Source organism: Pseudundibacterium arcticum (genome assembly GCF_042646465.1).
Classification (GTDB): domain Bacteria; phylum Pseudomonadota; class Gammaproteobacteria; order Burkholderiales; family Burkholderiaceae_D; genus Undibacterium_A; species Undibacterium_A arcticum.
In genome coordinates, this window is sequence record NZ_JBHRTP010000008.1 from 221,537 (window position 1) to 247,428 (window position 25,892).

General features: G+C 58.5%; 29 protein-coding genes. 18 read left to right on the forward strand and 11 right to left on the reverse strand.

Translation table 11 applies throughout. The annotated features are described in order from the left end of the window. The first annotated feature begins 31 nt into the window (after nucleotides 1-31). The 9 genes from ACFOFO_RS03995 to ACFOFO_RS04035 all read left to right on the forward strand — a co-directional run bounded on the left by ACFOFO_RS03995 (nucleotide 32) and on the right by ACFOFO_RS04035 (nucleotide 5,011). On the forward strand, nucleotides 32-397 hold the full coding sequence (locus ACFOFO_RS03995) for a VOC family protein (protein WP_390326475.1): 366 nt from the start codon (nucleotides 32-34) through the stop codon (nucleotides 395-397). An 83-nt stretch (nucleotides 398-480) separates the two neighbouring features. Next, complete coding sequence (locus tag ACFOFO_RS04000) at nucleotides 481-1,152, forward strand: glutathione S-transferase family protein (RefSeq protein ID WP_390326478.1); 672 nt, start codon at nucleotides 481-483, stop codon at nucleotides 1,150-1,152. 42 nt (nucleotides 1,153-1,194) lie between these two features. After that, nucleotides 1,195-1,326 (forward strand): hypothetical protein, encoded by a 132-nt coding sequence (locus ACFOFO_RS04005; protein ID WP_390326480.1) that lies wholly within the window; start codon nucleotides 1,195-1,197, stop codon nucleotides 1,324-1,326. 28 nt (nucleotides 1,327-1,354) lie between these two features. After that, nucleotides 1,355-2,410 carry a serine endopeptidase gene (locus ACFOFO_RS04010; protein ID WP_390326482.1) on the forward strand — a complete coding sequence of 352 codons (1,056 nt, stop codon included), beginning with the start codon at nucleotides 1,355-1,357 and terminating at the stop codon, nucleotides 2,408-2,410. Nucleotides 2,411-2,468: 58 nt separating this feature from the next. Continuing rightward, nucleotides 2,469-2,978 carry an arsinothricin resistance N-acetyltransferase ArsN1 family B gene (locus tag ACFOFO_RS04015; RefSeq protein WP_390330895.1) on the forward strand — a complete coding sequence of 170 codons (510 nt, stop codon included), beginning with the start codon at nucleotides 2,469-2,471 and terminating at the stop codon, nucleotides 2,976-2,978. Nucleotides 2,979-3,008: 30 nt separating this feature from the next. Further along, nucleotides 3,009-3,485, forward strand: a complete 477-nt coding sequence (locus tag ACFOFO_RS04020) for a GNAT family N-acetyltransferase (RefSeq protein WP_390326488.1) — start codon at nucleotides 3,009-3,011, stop codon at nucleotides 3,483-3,485. A 247-nt stretch (nucleotides 3,486-3,732) separates the two neighbouring features. Then, nucleotides 3,733-3,909, forward strand: a complete 177-nt coding sequence (locus tag ACFOFO_RS04025) for a hypothetical protein (RefSeq protein ID WP_390326491.1) — start codon at nucleotides 3,733-3,735, stop codon at nucleotides 3,907-3,909. A 140-nt stretch (nucleotides 3,910-4,049) separates the two neighbouring features. Next, nucleotides 4,050-4,394 carry an NIPSNAP family protein gene (locus ACFOFO_RS04030; RefSeq protein WP_390330897.1) on the forward strand — a complete coding sequence of 115 codons (345 nt, stop codon included), beginning with the start codon at nucleotides 4,050-4,052 and terminating at the stop codon, nucleotides 4,392-4,394. Nucleotides 4,395-4,657: 263 nt separating this feature from the next. Further along, on the forward strand, nucleotides 4,658-5,011 hold the full coding sequence (locus tag ACFOFO_RS04035) for an ATPase domain-containing protein (protein WP_390326498.1): 354 nt from the start codon (nucleotides 4,658-4,660) through the stop codon (nucleotides 5,009-5,011). Between the two features lie 179 nt (nucleotides 5,012-5,190). On the opposite strand, the gene ACFOFO_RS04040 is transcribed toward ACFOFO_RS04035, so the two are convergent. Then, on the reverse strand, nucleotides 5,191-5,397 hold the full coding sequence (locus ACFOFO_RS04040) for a hypothetical protein (protein ID WP_390330898.1): 207 nt from the start codon (nucleotides 5,395-5,397) through the stop codon (nucleotides 5,191-5,193). Here ACFOFO_RS04040 and ACFOFO_RS04045 point away from each other — a divergent pair, their 5' ends adjacent. Continuing rightward, nucleotides 5,398-6,795 carry a putative bifunctional diguanylate cyclase/phosphodiesterase gene (locus ACFOFO_RS04045; protein ID WP_390330899.1) on the forward strand — a complete coding sequence of 466 codons (1,398 nt, stop codon included), beginning with the start codon at nucleotides 5,398-5,400 and terminating at the stop codon, nucleotides 6,793-6,795. It begins immediately after the preceding gene. A gap of 184 nt (nucleotides 6,796-6,979) precedes the next feature. Next, nucleotides 6,980-7,504, forward strand: coding sequence for a GNAT family N-acetyltransferase (locus ACFOFO_RS04050; RefSeq protein WP_390330901.1), 525 nt, complete (start codon nucleotides 6,980-6,982; stop codon nucleotides 7,502-7,504). A 244-nt stretch (nucleotides 7,505-7,748) separates the two neighbouring features. Here ACFOFO_RS04050 and ACFOFO_RS04055 read toward each other — a convergent pair whose 3' ends face one another. From ACFOFO_RS04055 to ACFOFO_RS04070, 4 genes are all read right to left on the reverse strand, one after another. Then, a complete protein-coding gene (locus ACFOFO_RS04055; RefSeq protein ID WP_390330902.1) occupies nucleotides 7,749-8,714 on the reverse strand; it encodes an MBL fold metallo-hydrolase in 966 nt (321 codons plus the stop codon). Between the two features lie 161 nt (nucleotides 8,715-8,875). Then, complete coding sequence (locus ACFOFO_RS04060) at nucleotides 8,876-9,793, reverse strand: DMT family transporter (protein WP_390326514.1); 918 nt, start codon at nucleotides 9,791-9,793, stop codon at nucleotides 8,876-8,878. A gap of 100 nt (nucleotides 9,794-9,893) precedes the next feature. Next, entirely contained in the window at nucleotides 9,894-10,610 is a 717-nt protein-coding gene (locus tag ACFOFO_RS04065) for an HAD family hydrolase (protein WP_390330903.1), read from the reverse strand. Further along, on the reverse strand, nucleotides 10,600-12,303 hold the full coding sequence (locus tag ACFOFO_RS04070; RefSeq protein WP_390330905.1) for an FAD-dependent monooxygenase: 1,704 nt from the start codon (nucleotides 12,301-12,303) through the stop codon (nucleotides 10,600-10,602). Before ACFOFO_RS04070 ends, ACFOFO_RS04065 begins: the two co-directional genes overlap by 11 nt. Before the next feature lie 127 nt (nucleotides 12,304-12,430). On the opposite strand from ACFOFO_RS04070, the gene ACFOFO_RS04075 reads away from it, so the two are divergent. Further along, the gene (locus tag ACFOFO_RS04075) at nucleotides 12,431-13,423 is read left to right on the forward strand and encodes a LysR family transcriptional regulator (RefSeq protein WP_390330906.1); all 993 of its coding nucleotides are present in this window, start codon (nucleotides 12,431-12,433) and stop codon (nucleotides 13,421-13,423) included. Here ACFOFO_RS04075 and ACFOFO_RS04080 read toward each other — a convergent pair. The 3 genes from ACFOFO_RS04080 to ACFOFO_RS04090 form a co-directional block, all read right to left on the reverse strand. Beyond that, nucleotides 13,374-14,141, reverse strand: coding sequence for an AfsA-related hotdog domain-containing protein (locus tag ACFOFO_RS04080; protein ID WP_390330908.1), 768 nt, complete (start codon nucleotides 14,139-14,141; stop codon nucleotides 13,374-13,376). The two genes, ACFOFO_RS04075 and ACFOFO_RS04080, sit on opposite strands and share 50 nt — an antisense overlap. A 63-nt stretch (nucleotides 14,142-14,204) precedes the next feature. Further along, the gene (locus ACFOFO_RS04085) at nucleotides 14,205-15,071 is read right to left on the reverse strand and encodes an SDR family oxidoreductase (protein ID WP_390326529.1); all 867 of its coding nucleotides are present in this window, start codon (nucleotides 15,069-15,071) and stop codon (nucleotides 14,205-14,207) included. Between the two features lie 76 nt (nucleotides 15,072-15,147). Beyond that, complete coding sequence (locus ACFOFO_RS04090) at nucleotides 15,148-15,648, reverse strand: SRPBCC family protein (protein WP_390326531.1); 501 nt, start codon at nucleotides 15,646-15,648, stop codon at nucleotides 15,148-15,150. Nucleotides 15,649-16,699: 1,051 nt separating this feature from the next. Here ACFOFO_RS04090 and ACFOFO_RS04095 point away from each other — a divergent pair. Beyond that, nucleotides 16,700-17,332 carry a hypothetical protein gene (locus ACFOFO_RS04095; protein WP_390326534.1) on the forward strand — a complete coding sequence of 211 codons (633 nt, stop codon included), beginning with the start codon at nucleotides 16,700-16,702 and terminating at the stop codon, nucleotides 17,330-17,332. Between the two features lie 496 nt (nucleotides 17,333-17,828). Here ACFOFO_RS04095 and ACFOFO_RS04100 read toward each other — a convergent pair whose 3' ends face one another. Then, entirely contained in the window at nucleotides 17,829-18,257 is a 429-nt protein-coding gene (locus ACFOFO_RS04100) for a TOBE domain-containing protein (protein WP_390326536.1), read from the reverse strand. A gap of 214 nt (nucleotides 18,258-18,471) precedes the next feature. Here ACFOFO_RS04100 and ACFOFO_RS04105 point away from each other — a divergent pair, with 214 nt between their 5' ends. The 5 genes from ACFOFO_RS04105 to ACFOFO_RS04125 all read left to right on the forward strand — a co-directional run bounded on the left by ACFOFO_RS04105 (nucleotide 18,472) and on the right by ACFOFO_RS04125 (nucleotide 23,350). After that, nucleotides 18,472-19,290 (forward strand): TOBE domain-containing protein, encoded by an 819-nt coding sequence (locus ACFOFO_RS04105; protein WP_390326539.1) that lies wholly within the window; start codon nucleotides 18,472-18,474, stop codon nucleotides 19,288-19,290. Between the two features lie 16 nt (nucleotides 19,291-19,306). After that, complete coding sequence (gene modA, locus ACFOFO_RS04110) at nucleotides 19,307-20,062, forward strand: molybdate ABC transporter substrate-binding protein (protein ID WP_390330910.1); 756 nt, start codon at nucleotides 19,307-19,309, stop codon at nucleotides 20,060-20,062. A 45-nt stretch (nucleotides 20,063-20,107) separates the two neighbouring features. Further along, nucleotides 20,108-20,785 (forward strand): molybdate ABC transporter permease subunit, encoded by a 678-nt coding sequence (modB, locus tag ACFOFO_RS04115; protein ID WP_390326543.1) that lies wholly within the window; start codon nucleotides 20,108-20,110, stop codon nucleotides 20,783-20,785. Beyond that, entirely contained in the window at nucleotides 20,782-21,873 is a 1,092-nt protein-coding gene (gene modC, locus ACFOFO_RS04120; RefSeq protein ID WP_390326545.1) for a molybdenum ABC transporter ATP-binding protein, read from the forward strand. Before modB ends, modC begins: the two co-directional genes overlap by 4 nt. A 376-nt stretch (nucleotides 21,874-22,249) precedes the next feature. Next, nucleotides 22,250-23,350 carry a porin gene (locus ACFOFO_RS04125; RefSeq protein ID WP_390330911.1) on the forward strand — a complete coding sequence of 367 codons (1,101 nt, stop codon included), beginning with the start codon at nucleotides 22,250-22,252 and terminating at the stop codon, nucleotides 23,348-23,350. A 491-nt stretch (nucleotides 23,351-23,841) separates the two neighbouring features. Here ACFOFO_RS04125 and ACFOFO_RS04130 read toward each other — a convergent pair whose 3' ends face one another. Continuing rightward, nucleotides 23,842-24,639: an enoyl-CoA hydratase gene (locus ACFOFO_RS04130; RefSeq protein WP_390326547.1), complete on the reverse strand. Its 798-nt coding sequence runs from the start codon at nucleotides 24,637-24,639 to the stop codon at nucleotides 23,842-23,844. A gap of 57 nt (nucleotides 24,640-24,696) precedes the next feature. Further along, nucleotides 24,697-25,644: a ribosome biogenesis GTPase YlqF gene (gene ylqF, locus ACFOFO_RS04135; protein ID WP_390326549.1), complete on the reverse strand. Its 948-nt coding sequence runs from the start codon at nucleotides 25,642-25,644 to the stop codon at nucleotides 24,697-24,699. Between the last annotated feature and the right edge of the window lie 248 nt (nucleotides 25,645-25,892).

The following is a 25,892-nucleotide window of genomic DNA, read 5'->3' on the forward strand; positions in this document are numbered from 1 at the left end:
TCACTTCAACAGTCATTCTCAGGAGACCCGCATGATTCTCGGTTTGCGCAGCGCCATCTATCCGACACCCGATCTGGCCGGTGCCAGAATCTGGTATGAGCATGTCCTGGCCCGAAAGCCGTATTTTGATGAACCGTTTTATGTCGGCTTTTCGGTCGGCGGCTTCGAACTGGGACTGGTGCCCAATGGGACGCCGGGCATCACCGGCCCGCAGCCGCTGTGGGGCGTGGCGAATGCCGATGCCGAGTTCGCACGACTGCAACAGCTCGGCGCCACTGCACTGGAAGCGGTGACCGATGTCGGCGGCGGCATCCGGGTCGCGGCGGTGACCGATCCGTTCGGCAACCGCTTCGGCATCATCGAAAATCCCCACTTCAAGCCGTCGGCAATGGCGTGATCATCGTAAACGAAAGGTCGGTCAAGCCTGTGATGCTGACAACGTGGTTCGACACCAGCCAGTAGTCTTGCGAGAATAATTCCATGATCATCGTTCACCACCTGAACAACTCGCGCTCGCAGCGCATCCTGTGGCTGCTCGAAGAGCTTGGCCTCGCATACGAGATCAAGCGCTACCAGCGGGATCCAACAACCATGCTGGCGCCGCCAGAGCTGCGTGCGGTCCATCCGCTCGGCAAATCGCCAGTCATTACCGACGATGGGCTGACGATCGCGGAGTCGGGCGCGATTGTCGAATATCTGGTCGAGCGTTACGGCAACGGACGATTGATACCGGCCGCGGGGTCGCCCGACAAGCTGCGCTACACCTACTGGCTGCATTACGCGGAAGGTTCGGCGATGCCGCCGCTGTTGATGAAACTGGTGTTCGACCGTATCGAAAAGGGACCGATGCCCTGGCTGGTCCGACCGGTTGGACGCGCCATCGCGCGCCGCGCCAAGAGCTCGTTCATTGAACCGCAGATCCGGCAGCATCTCGATTATCTGGAAGCGGAGCTGGGCAAGACCTCATGGTTTGCCGGTGACGCGTTGACCGCCGCTGATATCCAAATGAGCTTCCCGCTGGAGGCAGCGGCTGCGCGTGCCGGGCTGGATGCGAGCCGGCCCAGGCTGATGGATTTCCTGCAGCGCATCCATGCACGTCCGGCCTATCAACGCGCGTTGGAGCGCGGCGGTGAATACGGCTTGCTAAGGTAACACGTCTCAATTCAGACCCATTCACCGCGAGCGGGAAGACAAATGACCGGACCGCCTGGTGGCAACTCCGCTGCCTTGCAGCCCGAACCATATAGCGGCCACAACCGGATGGAGAACAATATGGCATGCTGGAACGGCAACCAACGGATCAGCATCGGTCTGGCAGCGCGCTAAATTACAATAACCTTACCAGCGATCTCTCATGAGCAAATCCTTAAGACTGTCCGAAAAATGGTTCCGCCGTGGCCTGTGGCTGGTGGCGTTGGTGTTTGCCGGCTTCCTGATTGGATTGGGTGGCACCGTGGTGCGCAATCTGCCGCAGGTGGAGCATCGCTACACGCTGGAAGACTTCATCGATCACAGCGGCGCCGCGAGCGCACGGGATGCGATCGGCTCCGCGCAGAGTACCGCACAGACCGCCAGCGATGCGCTGGAGCAGGCGGAACTCAAGCGCAAGGTCGCGCAATCGGATTACATCGCGGCGCGCGAGACCTTCAGCAGCTGGCTGGCGACGCGCCATGTCACCGAACGCGCCGACCAGGACAGTGAGCTGATCGCGCGCACCAGACAGCTCGAAGCACTGAAGACGGCCGACCGCCAGGCATTGGCCGGCGTCCAGGCGCAACAACAGATCGCGACCGACGCCCGCCAGGCCGAGCAACGAGCGCAGACCCAGTTGCGGGAACTGGAGCGTGTCGCCGGCGACGGCCTGCGACAGGCCCAGCGACGTCAGGAATTGCGGGTGTTCTTGTATCGGCTGGCGCTGACCTTGCCGCTGCTGGTGGTGGCCGGCTGGCTGTTTGCGAAGCAAAGAAAAAGCACCTACTGGCCGTTTGTCTGGGGCTTCATTCTGTTCGCGCTGTTTACCTTCTTCGTCGAGCTGGTGCCTTATCTGCCCAGCTACGGCGGTTACGTGCGCTACCTGGTCGGGATCGTCATCACGGTACTGGTCGGACGGCAGGCGATCATATCGCTGACCCGTTACCTGGAGCGGCAAAAGCAGGCCGAGCAAATGCCGGACGTGCAGCGCCGCGAGGAGCTCAGCTATGACCTGGCACTGGCACGGCTGGCCAAGGGTGTCTGCCCCGGTTGCGAACGCCCGGTCGACCTGAAGGACCCGACCAACGACTTCTGCCCGCATTGCGGCATCGGGCTGCACGATCATTGCGGTCATTGCAATACGCGCAAGGGCTCGTTCGCCAAGTTCTGTCACGCTTGCGGCACGGCAGCCAGCTTCAACATGAAAGCCGCCGAATAATGTGTTGGGTAACCACCGTTGGGTGCCGGCGCGCGGCACCACAAATCTGGAGTTAATTGTGATCCGTTCCGCCCATAGCAGCGACGCTGCTGCCATCGCCCGCATTTACAACCATTACGTGGTCAATACCACGGTGTCGTTTGAAGAGCAGCCGGTGTCGGCCGAAGAAATGCGCGGCCGCATCGCCGAAATCACCGGCGCTGACCTGCCCTGGCTGGTGATCGAACAGGACGGACAGCTGGCCGGCTATGCCTACGCCAGCAAATGGAAGGGGCGCTGCGCTTATCGATTTTCGGTCGAGGTATCGGTCTACCTCGATGCTGCCGTTGCCCGGCGAGGATTTGGCACCCGCCTGTATCAGGCCTTGTTTTCCACGTTGCGCGAGCGCGGGGTGCACGTGGCGATGGGCGGTATTGCGCAGCCCAATCCGGCCAGCGTCGCGTTGCACGAAAAATTCGGCATGCAGAAAGTCGCTCATTTCAAGGAAGTCGGTTTCAAATTCGATCAGTGGCTGGACGTCGGCTACTGGCAGATCGTATTATCGGATCCCACCAGAAGCATCAACTAACGAAAACGGAATGCAAGCCAGCGTATCGGAATGCTGAACCAGCCGCCGTTCAAACTACGCACCGCACAGGCGTCCGATTACGCGATTGTCGGTTCGTGGATCACCGACGCTGATGGTTGCCGGCGTTGGGCCGGCCCGCGACTGCCCTTCCCCTTTGAAGTGACCGATCTGCCGGCGCTTTTGAATGCCACGCTCGATACCACGTTCTCCCTGCTCGATGCCGATCGCTTAGTCGGCTTTGGTCAGATCCTGACACCGGCGCCCGGCACCGTGCATCTGGCGCGAATCATCGTCGACCCCGCCGCGCGCGGCCACGGTCTCGGCGCGACGCTGTGCCAGTTGCTGATGGCGCACGCGGTCAGCACAATGGCGCCAAGCCGCTTTACCTTGCGTGTCTACTCCGATAACGCTGCGGCGGTCAAGACCTACACCGGGCTCGGCTTCGTCACCGTTGATGCCGACCCGGCGACCGCTGTCCTGCTGATGCAGAAGCTCGTGGATCGCTGAGTCTCACTAGCGGGATCGTGCCCCAGCCCTACCCAGTGGCAACGGCTTGGTTTATAGTCTCAGGCTTCGTCCTTCTGCAGCCGCTCGCACTGGCGTGCCCGCTATTTCATGGCCCCGATCGCCAATTTATACTACACCCTGTATTTTTTATTGCCGTTTAAAGTAAGGGGTGATAACGGGCATTTCTGCCTATACTCCCAATATTATTGATACCAATCCGTTAAAAAAACCAGCAAGGAACACTCCAATGAAAACCACAATCCTGGTAGCGATTATCGTTCTTGGTCTGGTACTGGGCGCATTGGCCGGCGCCGCCATCGCATCGGGCTGGTTTCCGCTGTGGTTCGGCGTAGCACTGGCGGCCGTGGTCGGCATCGGCGCCGGACTGTTGCTGCGGCGCGCCAAGAAACGCCGTCAACCCTGATTGGCATCCGCGATTCGGCCGTAGTCAAGGCTGGGGTGCGCGTCTGTTACTGCTATGTCTGGCAACTGGAATCGGTCAGAACGCCGTCGTATGCTCATGCCAAATCCCAACCGCCGCATGCTCACCCAAAAGACCTGCCGATGAATAAATTCGTGGAAATCCGCAGTTACCATCTGAAGCCCGGCACCCGCGCCGAATTCGATCGCGTGGCGCGCGAAATGGCGGTCCCGATGCTGCTGCGCTGGGCGGTCGACGTGGTTGCCTTTGGCCCGTCACCGCATGACGACGAGTCGTATTACCTGATGCGCGCGTACGGCAGCCTGGCCGAACGACAACAAAGTCAGGATGATTTTTACGGTAGCGATGAATGGAAATCCGGTCCGAGAGAGGCTATTCTGGCGCTGATCGACAGCTTTACCTCGGTCGTCATCGAGATGGCCAAGTGCAGCACGCACCGGCGCAGGTATCGCAATTTGTCGTTTTGACGTAATACAACGACTAGAGGAAGAGACATGGAACCAAAACCGCTTGGAAGCACGGGCGAACGAGGTATGATTGCGGCGTTTGAGAAGAGCCCCACCCAAAGCTGAGCAAAACGCTGTATGCGCTGATCAAGGCTACACAAGTTCGGGTGATCGACACGCGCTCCCTGAAGTTGTCGATTGATCAAGCCTGCATGATTTGATCGAAATGAGTCGTCGAATGCCGGCAAAGCGCATCGTCACTGACTCCTTGTCTGGATTTGAGCTTGGCGCTGGCACCTGCGTTTAGCGAAGATATTTGCGGATCACGGTACAGGATCATTGCCGAGCTTACTGCAATCGGCGTGGCCATATTAATGACCTCGGAACTGGAAGACCGCTACACCGATTTGCGCTTTAATCGATTTGGGAGCGCTTTTCTCGCTGACGCATTTATCGTGCAGCGCTATATCGAAATGCTGGGCCAATTCACACGCGTGGTCTCGGTCGTTACAGTCCGCGGCAGTGAGCACAGCAAGGACATTCAATTGTTTGACATTACAGACGAAGGCATCATTGTTGGCGAGACCTTATCTGAGCATGCCGGAATCATGTCGGGCCGGTCCACGCTCAGCCCGTAGCTAGAACGACCAGGTGATAGATCGCGGTAATGAACAGAAATGACAATAATAGCGCTTCTCATACCGATGACCCCGGTCAACCGTGTGTGTCAAACCAGCACAAAGACAGGTTCCCAGCCGTCCTCGAAAAAAATATCACGCGCAGGGAAAGCGCAATCATTGACGATGAAGCAGCCGTGCTAAGCCGCGAGAAATTGGCCACGGCACGAGAAGATGCCGCCCATTTGCGTGAAAATGCTGCCGACTTGCGTGACGACGCTGCTTATCTGCGCGAAGGAAAACTCACCTCGCGCGAAGACGCTGCCGATTTGCGCGAAGGGAACGCCACCTCGCGCGAGCAGGAAATTCGCGCGGCAGGCGCAATACAGGCAACGTCCGACGATCACATGATTATGTTGCAGCAAGCGAACACGCACTTGGTCATCGCTACAGTTGAAGCACACAAACTAGCCGAAACGGCGACAGCCCAGCTGTATCACTTGGCCCATCACGATGTTCTCACCGGTTTGCCTAATCGCATGCTGCTGCAATACCGGCTCAGCCAGGCGATCAAGTTGGCTCGTCGTCAAGGCGGGCAACTTGCGGTGATGTTCATGGACCTGGATCGATTTAAAAACATCAACGACTCCCTGGGGCATGCGGTGGGCGACCAACTGCTGCAGTCGGTTGCAAAACGCCTGGTGGGTTGTGTGCGTCACTCGGACACCATCAGTCGCCAGGGGGGCGATGAATTCGTGCTGCTGCTTTCCTCGATTGAGCATGCAGAAGACGCGGCGCTCTCTGCGCAAAAGATACTCGCGGCGCTCTCGCTGCCTCATCACATCGACCGGCACGATCTCCATATTGGCGTGAGTATTGGTATCAGCATCTACCCCGACGATGGTCAGGATGCGGAAACCCTGATCAAGAGTGCGGATACCGCGATGTACTATGCCAAGGAAAACGGCCGCAACAATTGCAAATTCTTCGAGCAGGACATGAATGCGCGGGCCGTCCAGCGGCAATCCATTGAAGCCAGTCTGCGCCGCGCCCTGGAACGGCAGGAATTTGTGTTGCACTACCAGCCGAAGATAAATCTGCAGAGCGGCACGATTGTCGGCGTTGAGGCGCTCATCCGCTGGCAGCATCCGGAGCGAGGGCTGTTAGCACCAGCGCAGTTCGTGTCCATCGCCGAAGACTGTGGCCTGATCCTGCCGATTGGCCGCTGGGTGCTGCGCGAAGCCTGTCTCCAGGCCAAGGCTTGGCAGCTGGCTGGCTTGGCGCCGATCATCGTCGCCGTCAATACCTCCGCGCTCGAGTTTCGCGCCAAGGATTTTCTTGAAAATGTACGTGCGACCCTCGCGGATACGTGTCTGGAGCCGCGCTATCTGGAACTCGAACTGACCGAAAGCGTCCTCATGCGGGATGCCCAGTCTACCAATTGCGTGCTGCATGCGCTCGCAGACATGGGTGTAAAGCTGGCGGTCGATGACTTCGGCACCGGCTATTCCAGCCTAAGTTATCTGAGGCGGTTTCCGATCGATACGCTGAAGATCGACCAGTCGTTCGTGCACCAGATGACCAGCAACCCGGACGATGCCACCATCGTCAGTGCCGTGATTAGCATGGGTAAGAGCCTCAAGAAACGCGTCATTGCGGAGGGCGTGGAAACACCAGAACAGTACGCATTTCTTCTGGCCCAGCATTGCGACGAGGGCCAAGGCTACTATTTCGGCCGTCCGATGGTGGCGGAGGCGCTCGCCACCTTACTGCAAACTGGCATATCACTCACCCTTCCCGATTGACCCAAGCATTTCCCATGCCGATCGGATTGCGGCCTGCAGTGCCCCGACAACTAGCGTGACGCCCGGCGTGTGGCGCATCATTTTTGACAAGGGCAACGAAGTCTGCGATTGCGTCAAACCCTGATCCCATTTCAATCACGATTTAACAACGATGTAATAACGCAGTAATAACGATCCACCAACGATGACCACGACCACCATGACAGTACTTGAAACCGAGCGACTCATTTTGCGCCGCATCACGCAGGGCGATGCCGAGTTCTACCTCGCCCTGTTGAACGAACCGTCGTGGCTGCGCTTCATCGGCGACAAGGGTGTGCGCACGCTGGAGCAGGCGCACGCCTCGATTGTGAATGGCCCGCTGGCGATGTACGAGCGCCACGGCTTCGGCCTGTATGTGACCGCGCTGAAAGCCGATGGCACGCCGATCGGCATGTGCGGCCTGATTAAACGAGACGGGCTCGATGATGTCGATATCGGTTACGCCTTTTTCCCGCGCTACCGGGGCCAGGGCTATGCGCTGGAAGCCGCTGCAGCGGTGCAGGCACACGGCAAGTCGGCGTTTGACCTGAAACGACTGGTCGCCATCACCAACCCCGACAATCACGGTTCGATCAGGCTGCTGGAAAATATCGGCATGAAATTCGAGAAGATGATCAGTCTGAGCGAAGACAAATCAGAGATCAGGCTATATGCCTATCAATATTGACCAGGAGCCTGTCGAAGTTAGGGAAGCGGAGCCGCGTCGCCAGCTACTCGGTATGGCGCCCGGCCAATTCGGGGATCGGCCGACAGACCCGGAGGGCGCACAGCACTGGTCGTCGCCGTGCCCCTGATGTGTCTGATGTGCCTGGCGCCAATGATGCTGTCGAGCGGTGGCCAGCGGCAAATCCAGACCACGTCGCGTAGCGATGCCTGCGACTGCTTCAGCCGCAGAGCGTCGGCCGGCGCACTTACTTTGGCATCGACCCGATCAGACCATAGACGCTGTAACCGATCATATAAGGCAGGCGATAGTCGGGAAAATCGGTCACAAAGCGCTGTTCGATCGCCTGATAGTGGGCGCCGGCTGTCCGCGGATCGTCCAGCTCGTTTTGGCGCGGGCCCAGTTCCTTGACATAGGATTTCACCAGTTGGTCGGCACGCGCCAAATAGCGCTCCTCCTCCCGTACTGCGTCGCCCACCGCAACAAATGCGCCGCGGCCGCCATACACCTTCGCGTCTGGCTTATCGCCGGCCAGGGCAGGCAATTCGGCTACCGCTGCGCTCCATTTGCGCAGATCGGCGTTGGGCTTGCCGTCCACCAGTCCGCCTTCGATCCACAGGTGGGCCTTGTTATGCACCAGGTCGCCGACGATCAGGTCGCCCGTCTTGTCGACGCGCACGACCACCTGCTTATTGGTCACGCCGGGATTTTTCAGCTCGAACAGGCTCAGCGTTTCACCCGACTGCAGGGAAATCGTAGTCTGACCAATGAAGGTTTTTTTGACATTCTCGAATGCCGGATAGGTGCCGGGCTTGAACATCTTTGCCACGTTGACCCAATAATTTTCCTTGTACGCATGCACCACGGGCATTTCGCGCGACACTGCAGCGCTCGTGATCGACTCTACACCGAGCTTGTGGAGGTAGGCCAGGCCATTGTATTTGTCCGGATTGGCGTGGGTAACGATGACGCGCGTGATCGGCGATGCGGTGCTGCTTTTGACTTGCTGCACCATCGCTTCGGTCAGCTGCGGAACGAACTGCGTGTCGATCAGTGTCACTTCCTTGCCGTCGTCGTACCAGAAGGTGTGGGTGTCAAAGCCTTTCTGGTCGGAAGTATAGACGCCAAGCGTGCCGCATTGTGCATCAAATGACGCGAGTGCGATGAGTACGGCAACGGTTTTCGAAATTAGATGGTTGGTGATCGGTTTCATGCGGGTTTCCTGTTTGTTGTCCGTGCACTACCGGACGCGATGTTGAAATGGTAGGGACTGCTTGCATGTATTCGCGCCGCCGGCAGCGACGACGCATATACCGCCGCGGTCCCCCGAATATCGCAGCCATGGATTACCGGCCGCGACCGGTGCAGCCGGGATCACGCAGGCCGTGGTCGTGTCAGGCGCGCCTGAATCAGGAGCGCACAGACCACCAGAAGCGTGCCGGCAATTTCCATTGCGTGCGGCATCGAGCCGCGGAACGCGCTGATCGCCAGCGCCGATACCGGCACAAAATTGATGAAGACAATGCCTTGGGTGGCGCCGAGCTGGCGTACGCCTTTGTTGAATGCCAGCGCGGCCAGCACGGTGGCAACAACGACGATATATGCCATCGCAGGTGCCACGTGTACCAAGTTATCGACGCTGGGTTGATGTGCCCAGCCAATCATTGTTGCCAGTACGGCCAGCAGGAAGAGTGCGGGCAACGCCAATACTGCAGTAAAGGCGGTGTATTCGATCACGCTTAGTTGCGGCAGCTTCCCTTGGCCTCGGGTATAGGTAACCCAGCCCAAAGTCCCGAACAGCGCCACCAGATCGCCGTAAATGGTGGCCGTGTGACCGCCGGACGCGGTCGGAGCGGAAAGAACACCTGAGACCAGGACGACACCGACAATCGTCAACGACACGACGCCCCATGCCCACCACTGCGGCCGCTGGCGCTCGAAGGCCCAGCGCAGGAACAAGGTAGTCACCGGCATCGTCGCCATGATGACGGCGCCATGCGACGGCACCGAATGATCCAGTCCGACAAACACCAAGATCCCAAACATGCCGTATCCGAGAATTCCGTAGTACAGCAAACGAACCCAGTGTTGACGCAACAGCTGCCAGCGCACCTCGCCGCGGCTATACAGGATCACGAGCAGGAGCGCTGCGGCCCCTGTGTAGCGGATCAGCGTAAACCAAAACGGGTCGAGATTGGTCAGTGCCAGTTTGCCGACATGAAACAGCCCGCCCCACGCCGCCGTCGCTAATACCAGTGCAAACGCCGCACTCCAGCGAGAATATTTTTCCATTACTTGTTCCAATGATGTGATTGATAAATTCCAGCGCCTACATCCTGCTGTCGCGACCTATTTGACATTGGCGACTGATGGTCGATGTGAACTCCGATCGTCATGCATGCGCGAGATCCGCGGCATGGAGAGCGTTCATGGCATCCAGGACCGGCCAATTGCGTATGCGCGCGACCTGCTCCAGCGCGCTATCACCGGCCACCACATACGACATGCCCACCGCCTCCAGCATCGGCAGATCGGTGATGTGGTCGCCGCAGGCCACGCAGTGCTGCAGCTCGAGAGAGTGCGACCGCGCGTATTCCAGCAGCGCCTGCGCCTTGCCGTTGCCGATCACTTGCGGGGGCAGGATTTTTCCGGTATAGAGTCCGTGCTGCACCTCGAGCCGTGTCGCCAGGCAATGATCGAACGCAAGGTGCCGCAGCACAGGGGTCAATATTTCGTGGCAAGAGCCGGACACGGCAACCAGCAGGTATCCCCGGGCCTTCAGGCGGCGCGCCAAATCGAGCGCGGCGGGCAGCCACAAGCGGCCGCCGTGTTGCTGCAGCAGACTGGCAAACCAACGTTCGGCAAGCGCGCTCACATCCGCCTGGCGCCTGCCTTCATAGCTCTCATAGAAAAATCTGTTCAGCGCCAGCCGGTCATCCCGTTGCGGATAGCTGTGCAGCAGTTCGACGAAGTGGGCATAAGAGTCGCCCCGGCCGCGCCACTGTTGCGGCGCGTGGGCATAAAAATACTCCTGGAACGAAAACATCGATTTCAGATTAAGCAGGGTATTGTCGATGTCGAAGAACGCGGCGCGTGGCTTAGGCTGCATACAATAGTTTCTCTTCCTGCGTGGACACAGCGGATATGGCGCTCTGTGCATCGAAATGGCAATTTGCAAAATAGCGGACGATGTCGTCGAAGGACCAGGATTTCGACGACAACGCGCAAAATCCGTCCGGCCGAACCAGAATCATGGCTTCCCGGTATTCGTTCAATGCATTGAATAGGCTGCCCAGCCGATCGTCAATCAGGTCGCAACCGGCCGGCATCCTGTCTTGCCACAGTGCCGTTTCGCGTGCGATCACGGTCAGTTGCAGAAACGGGAAGCGACTCCTGTTGCTGGCATTCCAGAACTGCCCGAGCGCTGAAAGCGATTGCTCGTCAAGCCGATTTATCACGAGAAGCAACGTGAACCTGGTGCCATGGATCAAGCTTGCCAATGGCCTTTGCGCCTGCCCGCTCGGCAGCCAGGCATGCGGCAAACGACTGCCGGCCTGCGGTAATCCGGCCGCGGATAGGCCGGACAGCGCGGCGTCCGCACCATAGCTTTGCATCAAACCGGCGAGCATTCGCGGCAACGCCGTTTGAACTCGTTCGGTACGGTTGTACCAGGTGGTGGCGTAGCGACGCAGCAGCCGTTGCGGCAGCGATGTCGCGGTAATGTAGCGTGTGGTCTTCGTGGTGACTGCTGCGATCCGGCGCGCAATTGCCTCGCGCTCGTCCTTGTAAGAGTGAAGCAGCTGGGGATCGGCCCAGCCCTTTTCGATAAATGCCAGCTTCCAGCCCAGATTGAAGGCGTCCTGGAAGCCGGTATTCAACCCCTGCGCTCCGAGCGGACTAAATAAATGGAAGGCATCGCCGACCAGCACTATCCGGTCTTTGACCGCCGTGTCGGCCAGCCGGTGATAAAACGGTGCGCACGTCAGCCATTGCGGCGAATGCACGCGCAAGTTGCCCGGCCCGTTCCGATTGACGATTTGTTGGAGTTCCTGCAGCGTGGTCGCGGGGCGCTCACCTTGCTGGAAGTCCTCGTAAGTCTGGTCGGTCTGCGCGATGATGCGGTGCATCCCATTGGGCATGGGAATCAGCAACAAATATCCTTTGCCGGACAGGAAAAACTGAAGATCATATTTTGGGCCATCCCAGTCAATTTTCACGTCGCCCAGAATGAACGCATTGCCGTAGTCGCCACCGGGGAAGGCAATCTTCGCCATCTCTCTCACGGCACTGCGGCTGCCGTCCGCGCCGATGAGCCAATTGCATGAAATCGTTTGTTCGACGCCATCGGCGTCTTGCACGCGCACGACAGCCGGTGCGTCCGGCATGCCGGGGTTGCCGCAGCTGGTGATGCCTGTCAGATGCGTGCCCCATTCAACGCTGCCTCCGAGCTCTTGAAAACGCGCCAGCAAGTTCTGCTCGGTACGGCTTTGCGGCAGACCGAGCACGAAGCTATACGGGGACCCGATGTTGCTGAAACCGGCCGCCATGATGGTGCGCCCGTCTTCCACCAATCGAAACTTGTGCATCGGATGGCCATCGGCAATCAATTGCTCGGTCAGTCCAAGTGCATGCATGCTCTCCAGCGTACGGGCGTGAATCCCGATCGCCTTCGAATACGGAGTCGGGCCCTTGTTCTTTTCAATGATGCGGACTGCGACACCGTGCTGGCGCAATAGAGCTGCAGTCGCCAGTCCGACCGGGCCGGCTCCGACGATCAGTACGGACACGTGGTTTGTCTTCATATCAAGCTATCAACCTTAATCATGCGATAATTTTCGCGGCCGGATTTCGGGACGTCGGCGCCGACGCCACAACGACCGGATGGATCAATCTTCCGGATCAGTTTCTTCAAATTTCAGTTCATTTCACATGAAAACAACCAGGCAAAAATCCATTGATTTGAATCTATTCAAGGTTTTCTCGGCCGTCTACAGCCTGAAAAATCTGACACACGCCGGCGACAAGTTGGCAATGACACAGCCCGCCGTCAGTCGCGCGCTCGATCGGCTCTATCATCTTTTCAACGAGCGCCTGTTCTACCGGACCGAGGGCGAAATGCGCCCCACTCGCACCGCGGAAATCCTGGCGCCACTGATCCTTGAAGGACTCGCTTTGCTGGAAACCGCGACCCTGACGACGAGCGACTTCAATCCCGCGGAGCTGGCAGTACAATTTAAACTTGGCGCGAACGATTACGTCTCCGCCGTCATCCTGCCGCAATTGGTCGCCCTCATTAGCCGGCGCGCCCCTTCGATCTTTTTGTCGACTGCCGCCTGCACCTACCTGGACGCGGCCCATCTGATCGAACATACCGTGATCGATTGCGCGATCATTTCTTCGCTGCCAACCGATGAGCAGATCGCCGCGCACCCGTTGTTTCGCGAGGACTATGTGGTCATCAGCGCGCGCGACCATGTGCTAATCCGGGAGCGACTGACGCTGGACGCGTATCTCGCGTGCGATCACGTCCTGGTTTCATACACTGGCAGCAAAGACGGCTGGGTCGACGAGCGTCTGGCGGAGATGGGGCACCAGCGCCGAGTCATTGCGGCCGTACACATGTTTCTGGCGGTTCCGCAGATGATCATCAATCAACCGTATCTATGCACTTTGCCGCGCCGCCTGGCCCGACAATTTGCACAGGCTTACGCTATCCGGATTCACGAACTCCCTTTCGAGAGCCAATCGCATCTATTTCATCTGGTCTGGCCTCGCCGTCAGTCCAAGAGTCCTATCTCGGCCTGGCTGCGGAGCCAGATCATTGAAACCTGCCAGGATCTGAGCCCCTCGCAGTCTGCAGAAGCGTGCGAACTCAGGCGACCAGTGCACCTTCTGCCGACTGCCGCATTGCGTTCGACCTGATCTGGCTCAGGATGCCCTGCGCCAACTTCTTTTCCTTCGCTGACAGAATGGTTTCGACGATCGCCATATAACTGACGTCGACCTCGCACACGCGCTCCCCGGCCTGATAGAACGCGATCTTCGCGCTCGCCGAAAGGCGCTCACTGCGGCTGTCATCCGCTTCAAGCAACTCAAAGTGGATTTCGGTCGGCAATGGGAATACGAATTTCAGATAAGTGACATCGAATTTGTTGATCGCGAAGTAGTATTTCCCGGTGTCAGGCAGCAAGAACCGCTCCGTCACCGCCAGGAAGGCCTGGCGTGCCGCCTCGATCAACACCATGCCTTGCAAATGATGTCCGCTCACGTGATCCGACATGATTTCGCAATCATCATCGACCGACAGCAACATCCGGTAATCCTTGGGTCCGACGTGTTGCGGATCGGTAATCAGCACATTGCGCCGCTGCCATTTGTGGCAAAAACGACGTCCAGTACGCTCGCTGATTTGCCGCTCTCCGGAAAACTGGATGGGCAAACTATGCGTAGCCACCCGGTTTTTTAAATAATTCAGCCAGCTCTCCGAAATACCCTGTCCAAAAATGACATGCCGCGGCATTTCATTCTCGGGAACCAAGCCATCGATCATGTTGGCCAGTTTCGATACCGTAATCGCACCGTCCAGTGCGCCAAATTCCGAAAATTTATCGCCAACCACGACAACTGTTCTGTGTTCCATGTTCATCCCTTTGCTCGTATTTTGCTGATTGGACCGGCCCTGACCTGGTCCGAGCCTGGGCGTCTATGCCGCTTTCAATTCGCCGAAAACGGATTTGTGCGTGTTCATGAACGCTGCAAAGTTGTTGGCAGGATGTCCCGTCACCTGCTTTACCGTGTCACTAAACACGGCCGCGCCGTAGCCGGCCCGATAAATGGAAAACAGCTCCAGAAAAGCCACCACCAGCCAATCGCCCATACCGCTCGCGCGCATCGAATCACGAGCCACCTCCAACGAAACATCGATGTACTGGACTGGCGCATTCAATGCATTGCCAATCGTTTCTGCCATCTGTGCGTAGGTCAGCGCCTCCGGTCCGGTGATGTCGTAGGCCTTTCCTTCGTGGCCAGCCTGGCTGATGGCAGCGACGATGACGCTGGCAATGTCGTTGACATCGGTGAGGCTGATCGCACCATTGCCGGCCGGGGCGTAAATCGCACCGTCGTCACGAATGGTTTCAGCGGAACCCAACAGCGCTTGCATGAAAAGATTCGGTCGCACGAAGGTATGCGCGATACCCGATGCGACAATCCTGCGCTCGATCTCATGGTGCAAGCGCGGCAATCGGATCGGCGCGTCGGGACTGGCTCCGAGGCCGGACAGTTTGACGATGTGTTTGATTCCAGCAGCTTTGGCGGCGTCGATAACAGCGCTTTGGTGCTCCAGCATGTCGGCATGCGCTGGCGAAATCAGCACCACTTTCTCGACTCCCTGCATCGCCCGCGCCAGACTGGCCGCGTCGTCAAAGTCACCCTTCACCCATTCGACTGTTCCGACCTTGCCGTCAGCCGGCAAATTGCGCGTCATCGCGCGAACAGCAATATTTCTTTCGGCCAGACGACGCACCACTTGTGTGCCGACGTTGCCGCTTGCGCCTGTAACTAAAATCATTTTGCTTTTCCTCAAAAAATTAATTGATTGACTTGTCCGACCAGCCGCATCACTTGCATCACTTGCGTCAATTCATCTATCGCGTGGCAGCGAGCAGCGGGATCATTCCCTTGATGCCGTTGGCGAACAACTCCCGCAGATTGAAGGCCACCGTTTTCTCGTCGATACCTGCGGGAACCGTGTACCAGGCTTTCCACACCAGTCTGGTTTGTCCGTCACCGACCTGAATCAGACGAAATTCCGAGCGGTAGTCCTTGATCGGTAACGGGCCGCTCTTGATCGTGTAGGTGAAAGCGTGATCGCCATGCGAATACTCTTCCAGGCGTTCCGTGAAGCTGGTGTGATCATGCATTCCGACGATCCGATAGATGCCGTCCTGACGTTCCTCGACAACGCAGCTGGCGACCAGCGATTGCCATTCCGCGATGGCGCAGAAGCGGCCCAATTTCCCCCAGGTGGTGTCGACAGACGCGTCAAATTTATGCTCGACTGTTACCTTTGCCTGCTCCGGCTCGGCATGGGCCGCGGCAGTAAGCAGACTCAAGCAACTGACGATCAACCAGGCTACTTTTTTCAATTTCCCACCTTTCATTTATTTTCAAAACCAATCTACTTGCCGGGGTGCCAGAACCAAGCGCTCTGGGAAGGTTTGGCGAAACACATTCGTCGCGTGCATTGTTCCTACCAGACGACGACGTGATATTACTCAAGGAACCCGCCAAGTCTGAAATGATTAGTTTGCATAGTTACTATGAATGAGTGCGCGATTGCGAACACTTAAGGGCGCTCTTGCCCGACAAGTTGGAGCGACGCCGACGACAGAGCACAAGCTGCGGCGCGGCGCTTCCAGGGCGAGCGTGCACTATGAAAATGGACCGGATACCGGGGCGGCGACACGCTGCAAAGCGGTGTGCCGAGCGCCAGGGAAACTGGAGATCGATGGCTCCAGAAATGCCGGCATGGCACTATCAATTCGCTGAACGAACCTGTCAAAGTTGACAGGTATTCTGTCCGCCAAATGGAGGCGAATTGCAACATCGAACCACACTGCAAAGCTGGCGCGTGGACGTTTGGCGCCCGATGCTTGAGTGCGGGGAGAAACGCAGGCCGTCGTTTTCACGACCTTCGCAGCAGCTTTGTGCATCTGAGCGCGTCGGTGATGGGCGCCAACGCCAGTGCGGTGTGAAGCCCAGCAGATGCGCTAGTTCCCCACAAGACCCCAGCGCGTTACTGCAGATCCGATGCGCGGTATTGAACAGTCGGAGATCGACAACCATTCGACCGACGGGACCCAAACCTGGAAGCCATATACGATTCCATACTTCGCTCGCCGCGTAATCCCATGGTGTGTAACAGAGATTTCTTAAATTCCAGGAAAACCGCTCATGGAGAAAAATTTGCTTTCCACTACGGTCCACGCGCACCGCGTTCGATCCCCCGATAACCCACCGAGGTGCGCGTTTTTGGTGCAGTGCAAGACGGAAGTGTCTTGTGATCTGAATATTTTCTTCCTATACTTGCTTCCTCGCCTCAACCGTTTCCCCCGTTTTTTGATCCCATCTGATTCTTTCTGTTAACTCCCCCCAATGTGGTTCGGGGTGGCATGTACTAACAATGAAGGAGACAAAATGCTAACAGCTACTTACGCTCTGATCAGTCTTTCAGTGGAACAAAAGAGGGCACATAAGCTCTTATCTACGGCCCAACAATTAGTTCAGGACAGCGCAGCGGACAAGGGGCACATCGACCCCGTGATTCTTGAATCGATCGTCAGTCAGCTTGCCAAACTCGATGAGTCTTGTCACAGACGCAAAGTCGAGCTTTACGTGATTCCCGCCATCCAGAAAGCAACAAAAGAAGCCGATTCGCTCCTTGCCGAGCTGGAATCGTTAAGTGCCATGGGGCTGCGTATTTTCGGATCAGTCAGAGAGTGCGTGCGGCAAGCTTTTGATCAAGGGGCGGTTGCAGTAAAAGAGTTGTATTCATCCATCGAACTCTATTGCAATAACCTGCTGCAACGATTAACCAAAGAAGAAGATGAGTTGTTGCCGCTAGCACAACGGGTCATATCGAGCGACGAGTGGTTTGCCATTGGGGCTCAATTTCTGTCACTTGACGCAGAAAATAAAGCGCGCCGGCAATCCGTGGGTGCGGTGCGGCGACCATCAGCGTCGATCCCGGTCTTCGCTTTCAATCCAGCCGCTTGTCAGCCGGCAAACTTGGCATCCGTTTTTCGCAACGAAATGTCCGCGCCACGCTAGATACGCCAATCGGTTTTAAGCGTCACCGTTTTAAAACACAAGGCCAGCAGCATGGCAGGAATTGCATTAGCCACTATGATATGGTGGCTTCCGATCGGGCGCTGCAGCGCGCGCCCGCGATGGCAGCGATATGGCGCCGAGCGCGGTGGTAGCCATGAGTTCGCGTTATTCAAGACATGCCCGCACTGAGTGCCTTGATTGCCGCAGATGCGCGAATCTAATACGTCGTTTTGAATCCTTGGTGAGGTGAACCCGAACTTGGTCCGATTCACGCCATTCGCCTCATCCTACTTTCCAGCTCGGCGTCCGCTTCTCGACCAACGCCTGCACCCCTCCAGCGCCGCCTCATCCATCATGTTGCAGGCCATGGTCTGTCCGACCGCGTCTGTCCGACCGCGTCTGTCCGGCCGCGCCAGATCCCGATTTTTTTGAATCCTTATTACCAGACCTCTGGGCGACCATGCTCTTTGCCCAATACATGCTCTTTGCCCAATAATCAGGCAGGCACACCCAGTATCACATGGCTAGCCTTGATCAAAGCCGTGGCCGCCACGCCTTGCTTCAGTCCCAGTTCAAGAACCGCCTCGTTGGTGATTACCGCATGAATGACCGTACCGCCGGGCAATTCGATGCCGACCTCGGCATTGACCCCGCCCTTGGTCAGGCTCGTCACCTTGCCGGCGAATTGATTGCGGGCGGAAAAACGGACATCGGCATCGCCGACCAGCACCATGACCCATGGTGCCTTGACATAGGCGACGGCCTCCTTGCCGACCGCCAGGCCCAGAGACTTGACGCTGCCTTCGGTGATGATGGCGACAATCGTGTCGCCGCTCGCCGTGGTGAGTTCGACTTCTGCATTCACTGCGCCGTCGACCAGGGCTGTGATCTTGCCCTTGAATACATTGCGTGCACTAACTTTCATCTTGTTCTCCTTGAAACAGTGACTCGGCTGGCGCTGGTTTTCGCCATATCCCCGCTATGTCCCATTCGATAGAGCGATTCTGGTTGGGGATGGGAACAGTCTAGGATAACCCACTGCGCAATAACAGCCATAACGCTTGCCAAATTTCCTGGCGAATAGGCTCAAATCGAGTTATTATCGCCACCGTTATATACAATACAATATTGCGACAAATATGGAACAAGACCGACATCGCCTGCGCGGCAAGCTCGAAGTCGATACCGAGTTCGGCACCTTTCTAGGGGATACCCGGATACGCCTGCTGGAAGCAATCGAAAGTCACGGCTCGATCACCCAGGCCGCCAAGGCCGTTCCCCTCTCGTACAAGGCTGCCTGGGATGCGATCGACGCCATGAACAACCTGGCCGACCATCCTTTGGTGATCCGCTCGGCAGGCGGGCGCCATGGCGGCGGCACATTACTGACCGATTACGGGCGCAAGGTGGTAGCGTTATACCGGGCGCTGGACACCGAATACCAGGGCGCCCTTGACCGCCTGGTGGAGAGTATGAACAACGACCAGGCCGGGGATTTCAAGCAATTCCGCCAACTCTTGAAGCGCATGTCCATGAAAACCAGCGCCCGCAACCAGTTTGCCGGGACGGTTATCGGCCTGCGGGAAGGCGATATCGATTTCGAGGTGCGGCTGCGGCTGGGCGCAGACGACGAACTGGTCGCCATTATCACGCGGGAATCGGCGGAAACCCTCGGCCTGCAGATCGGGATGGAAGTCAATGCCTTGGTGAAATCCTCGTCCGTCCTGCTGCTCACCGACCCCAACCTGAAAACTTCCGCCCGCAACCACCTGTGGGGCGAGGTTACCCGCATCCTCGACGGGCCGGTCAACTGTGAAATCACCCTCGTCATGCCCGGCGGCAAGACCGTCTGTGCGGTGGTGACCCACGACAGCGTGCAAAAGCTCGGCCTCGCCATCGGCGAACGGGCCTGCGCCGTGTTCAAGGCCTCGTCCGTCATTCTTTGCCTTTACACCTGATCCAAGGAGAAATCTCATGACCCGCCTCACCGCCCTGCTTTCCGCGCTATGTTCCGCGTTTTTGCTCACTGTTGCTGCCCATGCCGACGAAGTCCAGGTCGCCGTCGCCGCCAATTTCACAGCACCCATGCAACAGATTGCCGCCGAGTTCGAGAAGGATACCGGCCATAAAGCGGTGCTCGTCTTCGGCGCCACCGGCAAGTTCTACGCCCAGATCAGCAATGGTGCGCCGTTCGAAGTGTTCCTGGCGGCCGATGACGCCACCCCGGCGAGACTGGAAAAGGAATTACTGACCGCTCCCGGCACCCGCTTCACCTACGCCATCGGCAAGCTGGTGCTGTGGTCGGCGAAAGAAGGCTACGTCGACGGCAAGGGCGAGGTCCTGAAAAAAGGTGAATTCAAGCATCTGGCGCTGGCCAACCCGAAGACCGCGCCTTACGGTGCCGCTGCCGTCGAGGCATTGAAAAAGCTCGGCGTGATGGAGGGCATCCAGCCCAAGTTCGTCCAGGGCGAGAACATTGGCCAGACCCACCAGTTCATCGCCAGCGGGAATGCCGAGCTCGGTTTCGTCGCTCTCTCGCAGGTGTTCAAGGATGGGAAAGTCACCTCCGGCTCCGCCTGGATCGTGCCAAGCAAGCTCTACGCCCCCATCCGCCAGGATGCAGTGGTTCTCGCCAAAGGCCGCAACAAGCCGGCGGCCATCGCGTTAGTGGACTATCTCAAGACGGACAAGGCACGCGCCATCATCAAGTCTTATGGTTACGAACTATGAGGCACACCTTCAGCAAGCTTCGCCCCGTTATTTCGCGTAACTGATATGGATAATGCCGACCTTGGCGCCCTCTGGCTGACCCTCAAGCTCGCCAGCGCGGTGACGGTGCTGCTGCTCCTGATCGGCACCCCCATCGCCTGGTGGCTGGCGCGCACGCGCTCGCGTCTGAAGGGCGTCATCGGCGCGGTCGTGGCACTGCCGCTGGTGCTGCCGCCTACCGTGCTCGGCTTCTATCTGCTGGTCGCGATGGGGCCGAAGGGACCAGTCGGGCAACTGACCGAAGCGCTCGGGCTGGGCACCCTGCCGTTCACCTTTCCCGGCCTGGTCATCGCCTCGGTGTTCTATTCCTTGCCCTTCATGGTGCAACCCGTGCAGAACGCGTTCGAGGCCATCGGCGAGCGGCCGCTCGAAGTCGCCGCCACCTTGCGCGCCGGTCCCTGGGATACTTTCTGGTCGGTGGCCGTGCCGCTCGCCCGGCCGGGATTCGTGTCCGGCGCCATCCTCGGTTTCGCTCATACGGTCGGGGAATTCGGTGTGGTGCTGATGATCGGCGGCAATATCCCGGACAAGACCCGGGTCGTTTCGGTCCAGATCTACGACCACGTCGAGGCGCTCGAATACGCGCAGGCCCACTGGCTGGCCGGTGGCATGCTGGTTTTCAGCTTCTTCGTCCTGCTGATGCTGTATACCCATCAGCCGCGAGCAGGGAGGATAGGGCAATGAGCCAGAACATTCACGCCCGCTTCCGCGTCGACCGTGGCGACTTCAGTCTCGAGATCGATCTGGTCCTGCCCGGCCGCGGCATCACGGCCCTCTTCGGCCCTTCCGGTTCGGGCAAAACCACCTGCCTGCGCGCGATGGCCGGATTAGAACGCGCGCCGGGCGGCCTGTTCACCATTGATGACGAAGTCTGGCAGGACGACCAGCGCGGCGTTTTTGTCCCGACGCATCGCCGGGCGCTTGGCTACGTTTTCCAGGAGGCCAGCCTGTTTCCGCATCTGTCGGTGCGACGCAACATGGAATTCGGGCAAATTCGCGGGCAAAAACGCGCAGCGGACACCGCACAGCGTTTCGACCTCGCCGCCGTCGCCGACCTGCTGGGCATCGCCGGCCTGCTCGAACGCATGCCAGCCATCCTTTCCGGCGGCGAGCGCCAGCGCGTTGCCATCGCCCGCGCCCTGCTGACGGCGCCGCGCCTGTTGCTGATGGACGAGCCGCTGGCGGGGCTGGACCTCAAGCGCAAGCTGGAAATCCTGCCCTATCTGGAGCGTCTGCACGACGAGCTTTCCATTCCGGTGATCTATGTGAGCCATTCCCCGGACGAAGTCGCGCGCCTGGCCGACCACCTGGTCCTGCTCGATGGCGGCCGGGTGGCGGCAAGCGGGCCGCTGAGCGAAACCCTGGCCCGCGCCGACCTGCCGTCGGCTTTCACCGACGACGCTGGCGTGGTGCTGGAAACCACGCTGTCCGGGCACGAGGCCGACAATCTCTCGCAACTCGATTTCGCCGGCGGCTGCATCCATGTCGGCCGCCGCCCGGAAGCGCCGGGCAGCCGGCTGCGCTGCCGCATCCATGCCCGCGACGTCAGCCTGGCGCTGGAGCGGCCACGGGCTTCGAGCATTCTCAACATCCTGCCCGCCACGATCACCGCTATCGCAACCACCGACAGCCCGGGCCATGTGCTGGTGCAGATGCGTGTCGGCGCCACCCCCTTGCTCGCCCGCATCACCGAGCGCTCATGCCGCGAACTGGGAATTACTCCTGACCAGCCGGTTTGGGCGCAGATCAAAGCTGTCGCTTTGCTTGCTTGAAAAAAAGACGATGAATCTCCAGTCCGCATCCCGTTCCGCCCATCCATGCCACTGTCACCGCTCGGAATCTGCCACCCTGACTGGCAGCGATCCCTGCCCACCGAATGGCGGGCGGCAGTCATCACGCCGCTGAGCGTCTCTACCTACCGCGAATATGAAATGTCCCCCTCGCGCAGCCTGGGTATGAGTGCCTGAAACTAAAACACAGCACCAGCCACTTCGCCCTTCGCACAAAGCTCTTTATCAAGGCAACCCAGCAAGCCAATGGCCGGCTTCAGGCATTGCGGGCTGCGTAACATCAGTTTCTATGTAAAAACGTAGGAAGCCGTACCCGATATACCAAAAAAAATAACTTTACCAACCAGGGAATTACACAATGAAAAAATCACTTGTTGCAATTGCAGTATTGAGCGCCTTTTCAGGAATTGCTTCTGCGCAATCTTCCGTCAGCATCTATGGTATCGTCGACGCCGGTATTGTGAATGAGCGCGGTGGCGTTGCCGACTCCGTTACAAAATTGACCAGCGGCGTGGCTTCTGCTTCGCGCCTGGGTTTCCGCGGCACGGAAGATCTGGGCGGAGGTTTGTCTGCAAACTTCGTGCTGGAATCCGGCGTTAAAATCGATACCGGTGAATCGGATGTGGCCGGCTCAATTTTCAATCGCCAGGCCTTCGTCGGATTAAAAAACGGCTTCGGTGCGGTGACGCTGGGTCGTCAATACACACCGCTTTACCTCACCGTCAGCACGGTTGCTGATCCGTTCGGTGCCGGCTATGCAGGCAGCGCCAAAAACTTGTTCCCTACTGCAGGCAACAACACGCGTACCAGCAACACCATCCTGTACACATCGCCAAATGTGAGCGGTTTTTCTGGCGAACTCGCCTATGGCCTGGGTGAGCAAGCCGGCAGCAACTCCGCTGGCCGTCAGTTTGGGGCCGCATTCGCTTACGCAAATGGCCCGTTGAATGTCCGCCTCGCCTACAACAACCGAAATAGCGATATCACCGCCGCTGCCGGTGTTGCTGCCGTTCCGGCCGTCGCTGCGTCGAGCAAGGACATCGGCAGGAATACGCTGTTGGCCGCGAACTACAACTTCGGCGTGGCAAAGGCATTCCTGGCATACGGTATCGATAAGGGCACAAACAGCGCCGCTTTACCGAACACGACGAATCCCTTCGGCGGTGTTAAACCGACTGCGTCTACCGACAGCAGGGATTTCCTGGTCGGTGTCGCAGTGCCGTTTGGCGCCAGCACGATCCTCGCTTCGTATATTCGCAAGGACGACAAAACCAGCTTGAATCAGGATGCTGACCAATGGGCACTCGGCTATACCTATGCCCTGTCCACTCGTACCAGCCTCTATAGTTCTTATGCGCGGATCAAGAACAAGAATGGCGCCGGTTACACCGTCGGCAACAATGCTGAAGTCGGTACTGGCGACAAGGCATTCAACCTTGGCGTGCGCCACAGCTTCTAATAAAAATTAGTTAGCCGGCAACAAGAGACTCAAGGGGCAAAAGACGCCAACGTCCACTATGCTGATTCGTGAACTTTCTGTTGCCGGCATTCACAAATTCGCACCATTTAACATAAGCCCCTTGCACGAAAAATGACTGCTCCACAACAGAAAGTCAGCACTAACAAAACGCTGGCTTTTTGTTTTTGCGTCGGAAAATCACCGTTTATTGAACATATAGGCCTCACGCCGCATGTTCGCTGTCCATAGCGACGAAATGTAGCTCATGACAAGAATCAAGACGATTCACCTCGCACGAAGCGAGGTGAACAACAGCGCTACTTGAGCGTCGAATAACAGGGAACCGACGGATAACTTAGCATCGACTTTTCATCGGGTAACGCTATAAGAGTTGATCGTAGCCGTTCCGGCGAACGCACGATTCTAATGCGCCGTTTTGATTCCTTGGGAAGTGAACCCGAACCTGGTCCGATTCACACCATTTACCCGCTTCACACTTTCCAGCGCGGCGTCCGCTTCTCGATAAACGCCTGCACCCCCTCCAGCGCCGCTTCGTCCATCATGTTGCAGGCCATGGTCTGTCCGGCCAGTTGATACGCCGCCTCTATCCCCATCTCGGACTGCTGGTAAAACAGGTGCTTGCCCATCGCCACCGCGACAGCCGGCTTGGCGGCGATGCTGGCACACAGCTTGCCGACTTCGGCATCGAGCTGATCGATCGGCACCACGCGATTGACCAGTCCGCGCGCCAGCGCGGTGCGGGCATCGATGAAGTCGCCGGTCAGCAGCATCTCCAGCGCTTGCTTGCGCGTCACATTGCGCGACAGCGGCACTGCGGGCGTGGCGCAGAACAGACCGACGTTGATGCCCGATACCGCGAAGCTGGCGCTATCGGCCGCGACGGCCAGATCGCACATCGCGACCAGCTGGCAACCGGCGGCCGTCGCCATGCCCTGCACCCGTGCGATGACCGGCTGCGGCAATTTCTGGATGGTCAGCATCAGCTTGCTGCATTGCTTGAACAGGGTCTGGTAATAGTCGATGCCGGGTTGGGCCCGCATTTGCTTGAGGTCGTGGCCGGCGCAGAAAGCCTTGCCGGCCGCCGCCAGCACCACCACGCGCGCCGATGGGTCCTGCGCCAGCGTGTCCAGTTCCGCCTGCAGGGCGGCGATCATTTCCTCTGACAGCGCATTGAATTTATCGGCGCGATTGAGGGTCAGCGTGACGATGCCGCCGCTGTGCGACTTGACGACGATGGCATCGGCGTTGCGCGATTCCGGGTTGCTCATGGGTTCTCTCCGCTTGAATTGATTGCCTTGGTCCCTGCCATGCGGCCGTACGAAGATTCAGCTACCGCGCTTGCCGATGGCGGCCGCGGCCGCCTTCTCTGCTGCGAGCGCTGCCGTGCGCTGGGCCTTGTCCTGTTGCTGTTGCTGATGTGCCGCCAGCGCGACCTGGCGGGTTTCCGGCGTCTCTAGGCTGATCCGTCCGAGCGCGCCGCTGCGATAATCGAGCAGCAGCGTGTGGGCCGCCTTTTCAAAATCACTATCGCCGCCCTTGAGCCGGAAGCCGCGTCGCTCGGCGATGCCTTCGATCACGCCGACGCCATCGATGTGCTCCATGTTCAATTTGTAGCGCGCCGCCACCAGTTGCGGGTAGCGCGCCAGCAACAGCTCGGCCAGGAACGTGGCGACCTCTTCCTCGATCACCGCATTGGTGCCGACCGCGTGGCTGGCCGCCAGCATCAGGCCATCACCGATCAGCTCGATCTTCGGCCACAGCATGCCGGGGGTGTCGGTCAGTGTCATGTTTTTGCCCAAATACAGGCGCTGCTGCGACTTGGTGACGGCCGGTTCATCGCCGACCTTGGCGACGCGCTTCTTGAGCAGCGCATTCATCAGCGTCGACTTGCCGACGTTGGGGATGCCCATGATCATCATGCGCAGCGGCTTGGTCGGTACGCCGCGATGCGGGGCCAGGCTCAGGCACAGGGCCGGGATCTTCGCCACATCGGCCGGATTCTTGCACGACAGCGCGACCGCGCGCACGTTCGGCTGGCTGTTGTAATAGGCGATCCAGGCCTGGGTCGCAGCCGGATCGGCCAGATCGCTCTTGTTCAGCAATTTCAGGCAGGGGCGCTGCCGGTGCAAGCGCAGTTGCTCGACCATCGGATTGCAGCTGGCCTGCGGCAGGCGCGCATCCAGCACTTCGATCACCAGATCGGTGACCTCCATGGTTTCCGCCGCTTTCTTGCGGGCGGCGTTCATGTGGCCGGGGAACCATTGTATCGACATGCTGCCTTCTTGGAGATGGTTGCGCAATGCGGCGGAGATGCCGACTGATGCACTATATTGATTAAGCACGCTATTTTACGGACTTGGACGGCGCCTGTCAGGCTCGATTGACGGCATGTCGCTTGGCGCGACGGCAACGGCGCGGCCCCGGGGAAATCAGGGATGAATCTAATTACGACGGAGTATGTTAATTATGTGATTTAGTTACGTGCGGATTGAACATGAATGCGATGGAGTATATTTTTGTA

What these genes read in the sequence shown, in the direction of transcription:
- ACFOFO_RS03995 (WP_390326475.1), top strand. Translation starts at nt 32, where the DNA reads ATGATTCTCGGTTTGCGCAGCGCCATCTATCCGACACCCGATCTGGCC.
- ACFOFO_RS04000 (WP_390326478.1), top strand. Translation starts at nt 481, where the DNA reads ATGATCATCGTTCACCACCTGAACAACTCGCGCTCGCAGCGCATCCTG.
- ACFOFO_RS04005 (WP_390326480.1), top strand. Translation starts at nt 1,195, where the DNA reads ATGACCGGACCGCCTGGTGGCAACTCCGCTGCCTTGCAGCCCGAACCA.
- ACFOFO_RS04010 (WP_390326482.1), top strand. Translation starts at nt 1,355, where the DNA reads ATGAGCAAATCCTTAAGACTGTCCGAAAAATGGTTCCGCCGTGGCCTG.
- ACFOFO_RS04020 (WP_390326488.1), top strand. Translation starts at nt 3,009, where the DNA reads ATGCTGAACCAGCCGCCGTTCAAACTACGCACCGCACAGGCGTCCGAT.
- ACFOFO_RS04025 (WP_390326491.1), top strand. Translation starts at nt 3,733, where the DNA reads ATGAAAACCACAATCCTGGTAGCGATTATCGTTCTTGGTCTGGTACTG.
- ACFOFO_RS04030 (WP_390330897.1), top strand. Translation starts at nt 4,050, where the DNA reads ATGAATAAATTCGTGGAAATCCGCAGTTACCATCTGAAGCCCGGCACC.
- ACFOFO_RS04045 (WP_390330899.1), top strand. Translation starts at nt 5,398, where the DNA reads ATGATTATGTTGCAGCAAGCGAACACGCACTTGGTCATCGCTACAGTT.
- ACFOFO_RS04050 (WP_390330901.1), top strand. Translation starts at nt 6,980, where the DNA reads ATGACCACGACCACCATGACAGTACTTGAAACCGAGCGACTCATTTTG.
- ACFOFO_RS04055 (WP_390330902.1), bottom strand. Translation starts at nt 8,714, where the DNA reads ATGAAACCGATCACCAACCATCTAATTTCGAAAACCGTTGCCGTACTC.
- ACFOFO_RS04060 (WP_390326514.1), bottom strand. Translation starts at nt 9,793, where the DNA reads ATGGAAAAATATTCTCGCTGGAGTGCGGCGTTTGCACTGGTATTAGCG.
- ACFOFO_RS04065 (WP_390330903.1), bottom strand. Translation starts at nt 10,610, where the DNA reads ATGCAGCCTAAGCCACGCGCCGCGTTCTTCGACATCGACAATACCCTG.
- ACFOFO_RS04070 (WP_390330905.1), bottom strand. Translation starts at nt 12,303, where the DNA reads ATGAAGACAAACCACGTGTCCGTACTGATCGTCGGAGCCGGCCCGGTC.
- ACFOFO_RS04075 (WP_390330906.1), top strand. Translation starts at nt 12,431, where the DNA reads ATGAAAACAACCAGGCAAAAATCCATTGATTTGAATCTATTCAAGGTT.
- ACFOFO_RS04080 (WP_390330908.1), bottom strand. Translation starts at nt 14,141, where the DNA reads ATGGAACACAGAACAGTTGTCGTGGTTGGCGATAAATTTTCGGAATTT.
- ACFOFO_RS04085 (WP_390326529.1), bottom strand. Translation starts at nt 15,071, where the DNA reads ATGATTTTAGTTACAGGCGCAAGCGGCAACGTCGGCACACAAGTGGTG.
- ACFOFO_RS04095 (WP_390326534.1), top strand. Translation starts at nt 16,700, where the DNA reads ATGCTAACAGCTACTTACGCTCTGATCAGTCTTTCAGTGGAACAAAAG.
- ACFOFO_RS04100 (WP_390326536.1), bottom strand. Translation starts at nt 18,257, where the DNA reads ATGAAAGTTAGTGCACGCAATGTATTCAAGGGCAAGATCACAGCCCTG.
- ACFOFO_RS04105 (WP_390326539.1), top strand. Translation starts at nt 18,472, where the DNA reads ATGGAACAAGACCGACATCGCCTGCGCGGCAAGCTCGAAGTCGATACC.
- modA (WP_390330910.1), top strand. Translation starts at nt 19,307, where the DNA reads ATGACCCGCCTCACCGCCCTGCTTTCCGCGCTATGTTCCGCGTTTTTG.
- modB (WP_390326543.1), top strand. Translation starts at nt 20,108, where the DNA reads ATGGATAATGCCGACCTTGGCGCCCTCTGGCTGACCCTCAAGCTCGCC.
- modC (WP_390326545.1), top strand. Translation starts at nt 20,782, where the DNA reads ATGAGCCAGAACATTCACGCCCGCTTCCGCGTCGACCGTGGCGACTTC.
- ACFOFO_RS04125 (WP_390330911.1), top strand. Translation starts at nt 22,250, where the DNA reads ATGAAAAAATCACTTGTTGCAATTGCAGTATTGAGCGCCTTTTCAGGA.
- ACFOFO_RS04130 (WP_390326547.1), bottom strand. Translation starts at nt 24,639, where the DNA reads ATGAGCAACCCGGAATCGCGCAACGCCGATGCCATCGTCGTCAAGTCG.
- ylqF (WP_390326549.1), bottom strand. Translation starts at nt 25,644, where the DNA reads ATGTCGATACAATGGTTCCCCGGCCACATGAACGCCGCCCGCAAGAAA.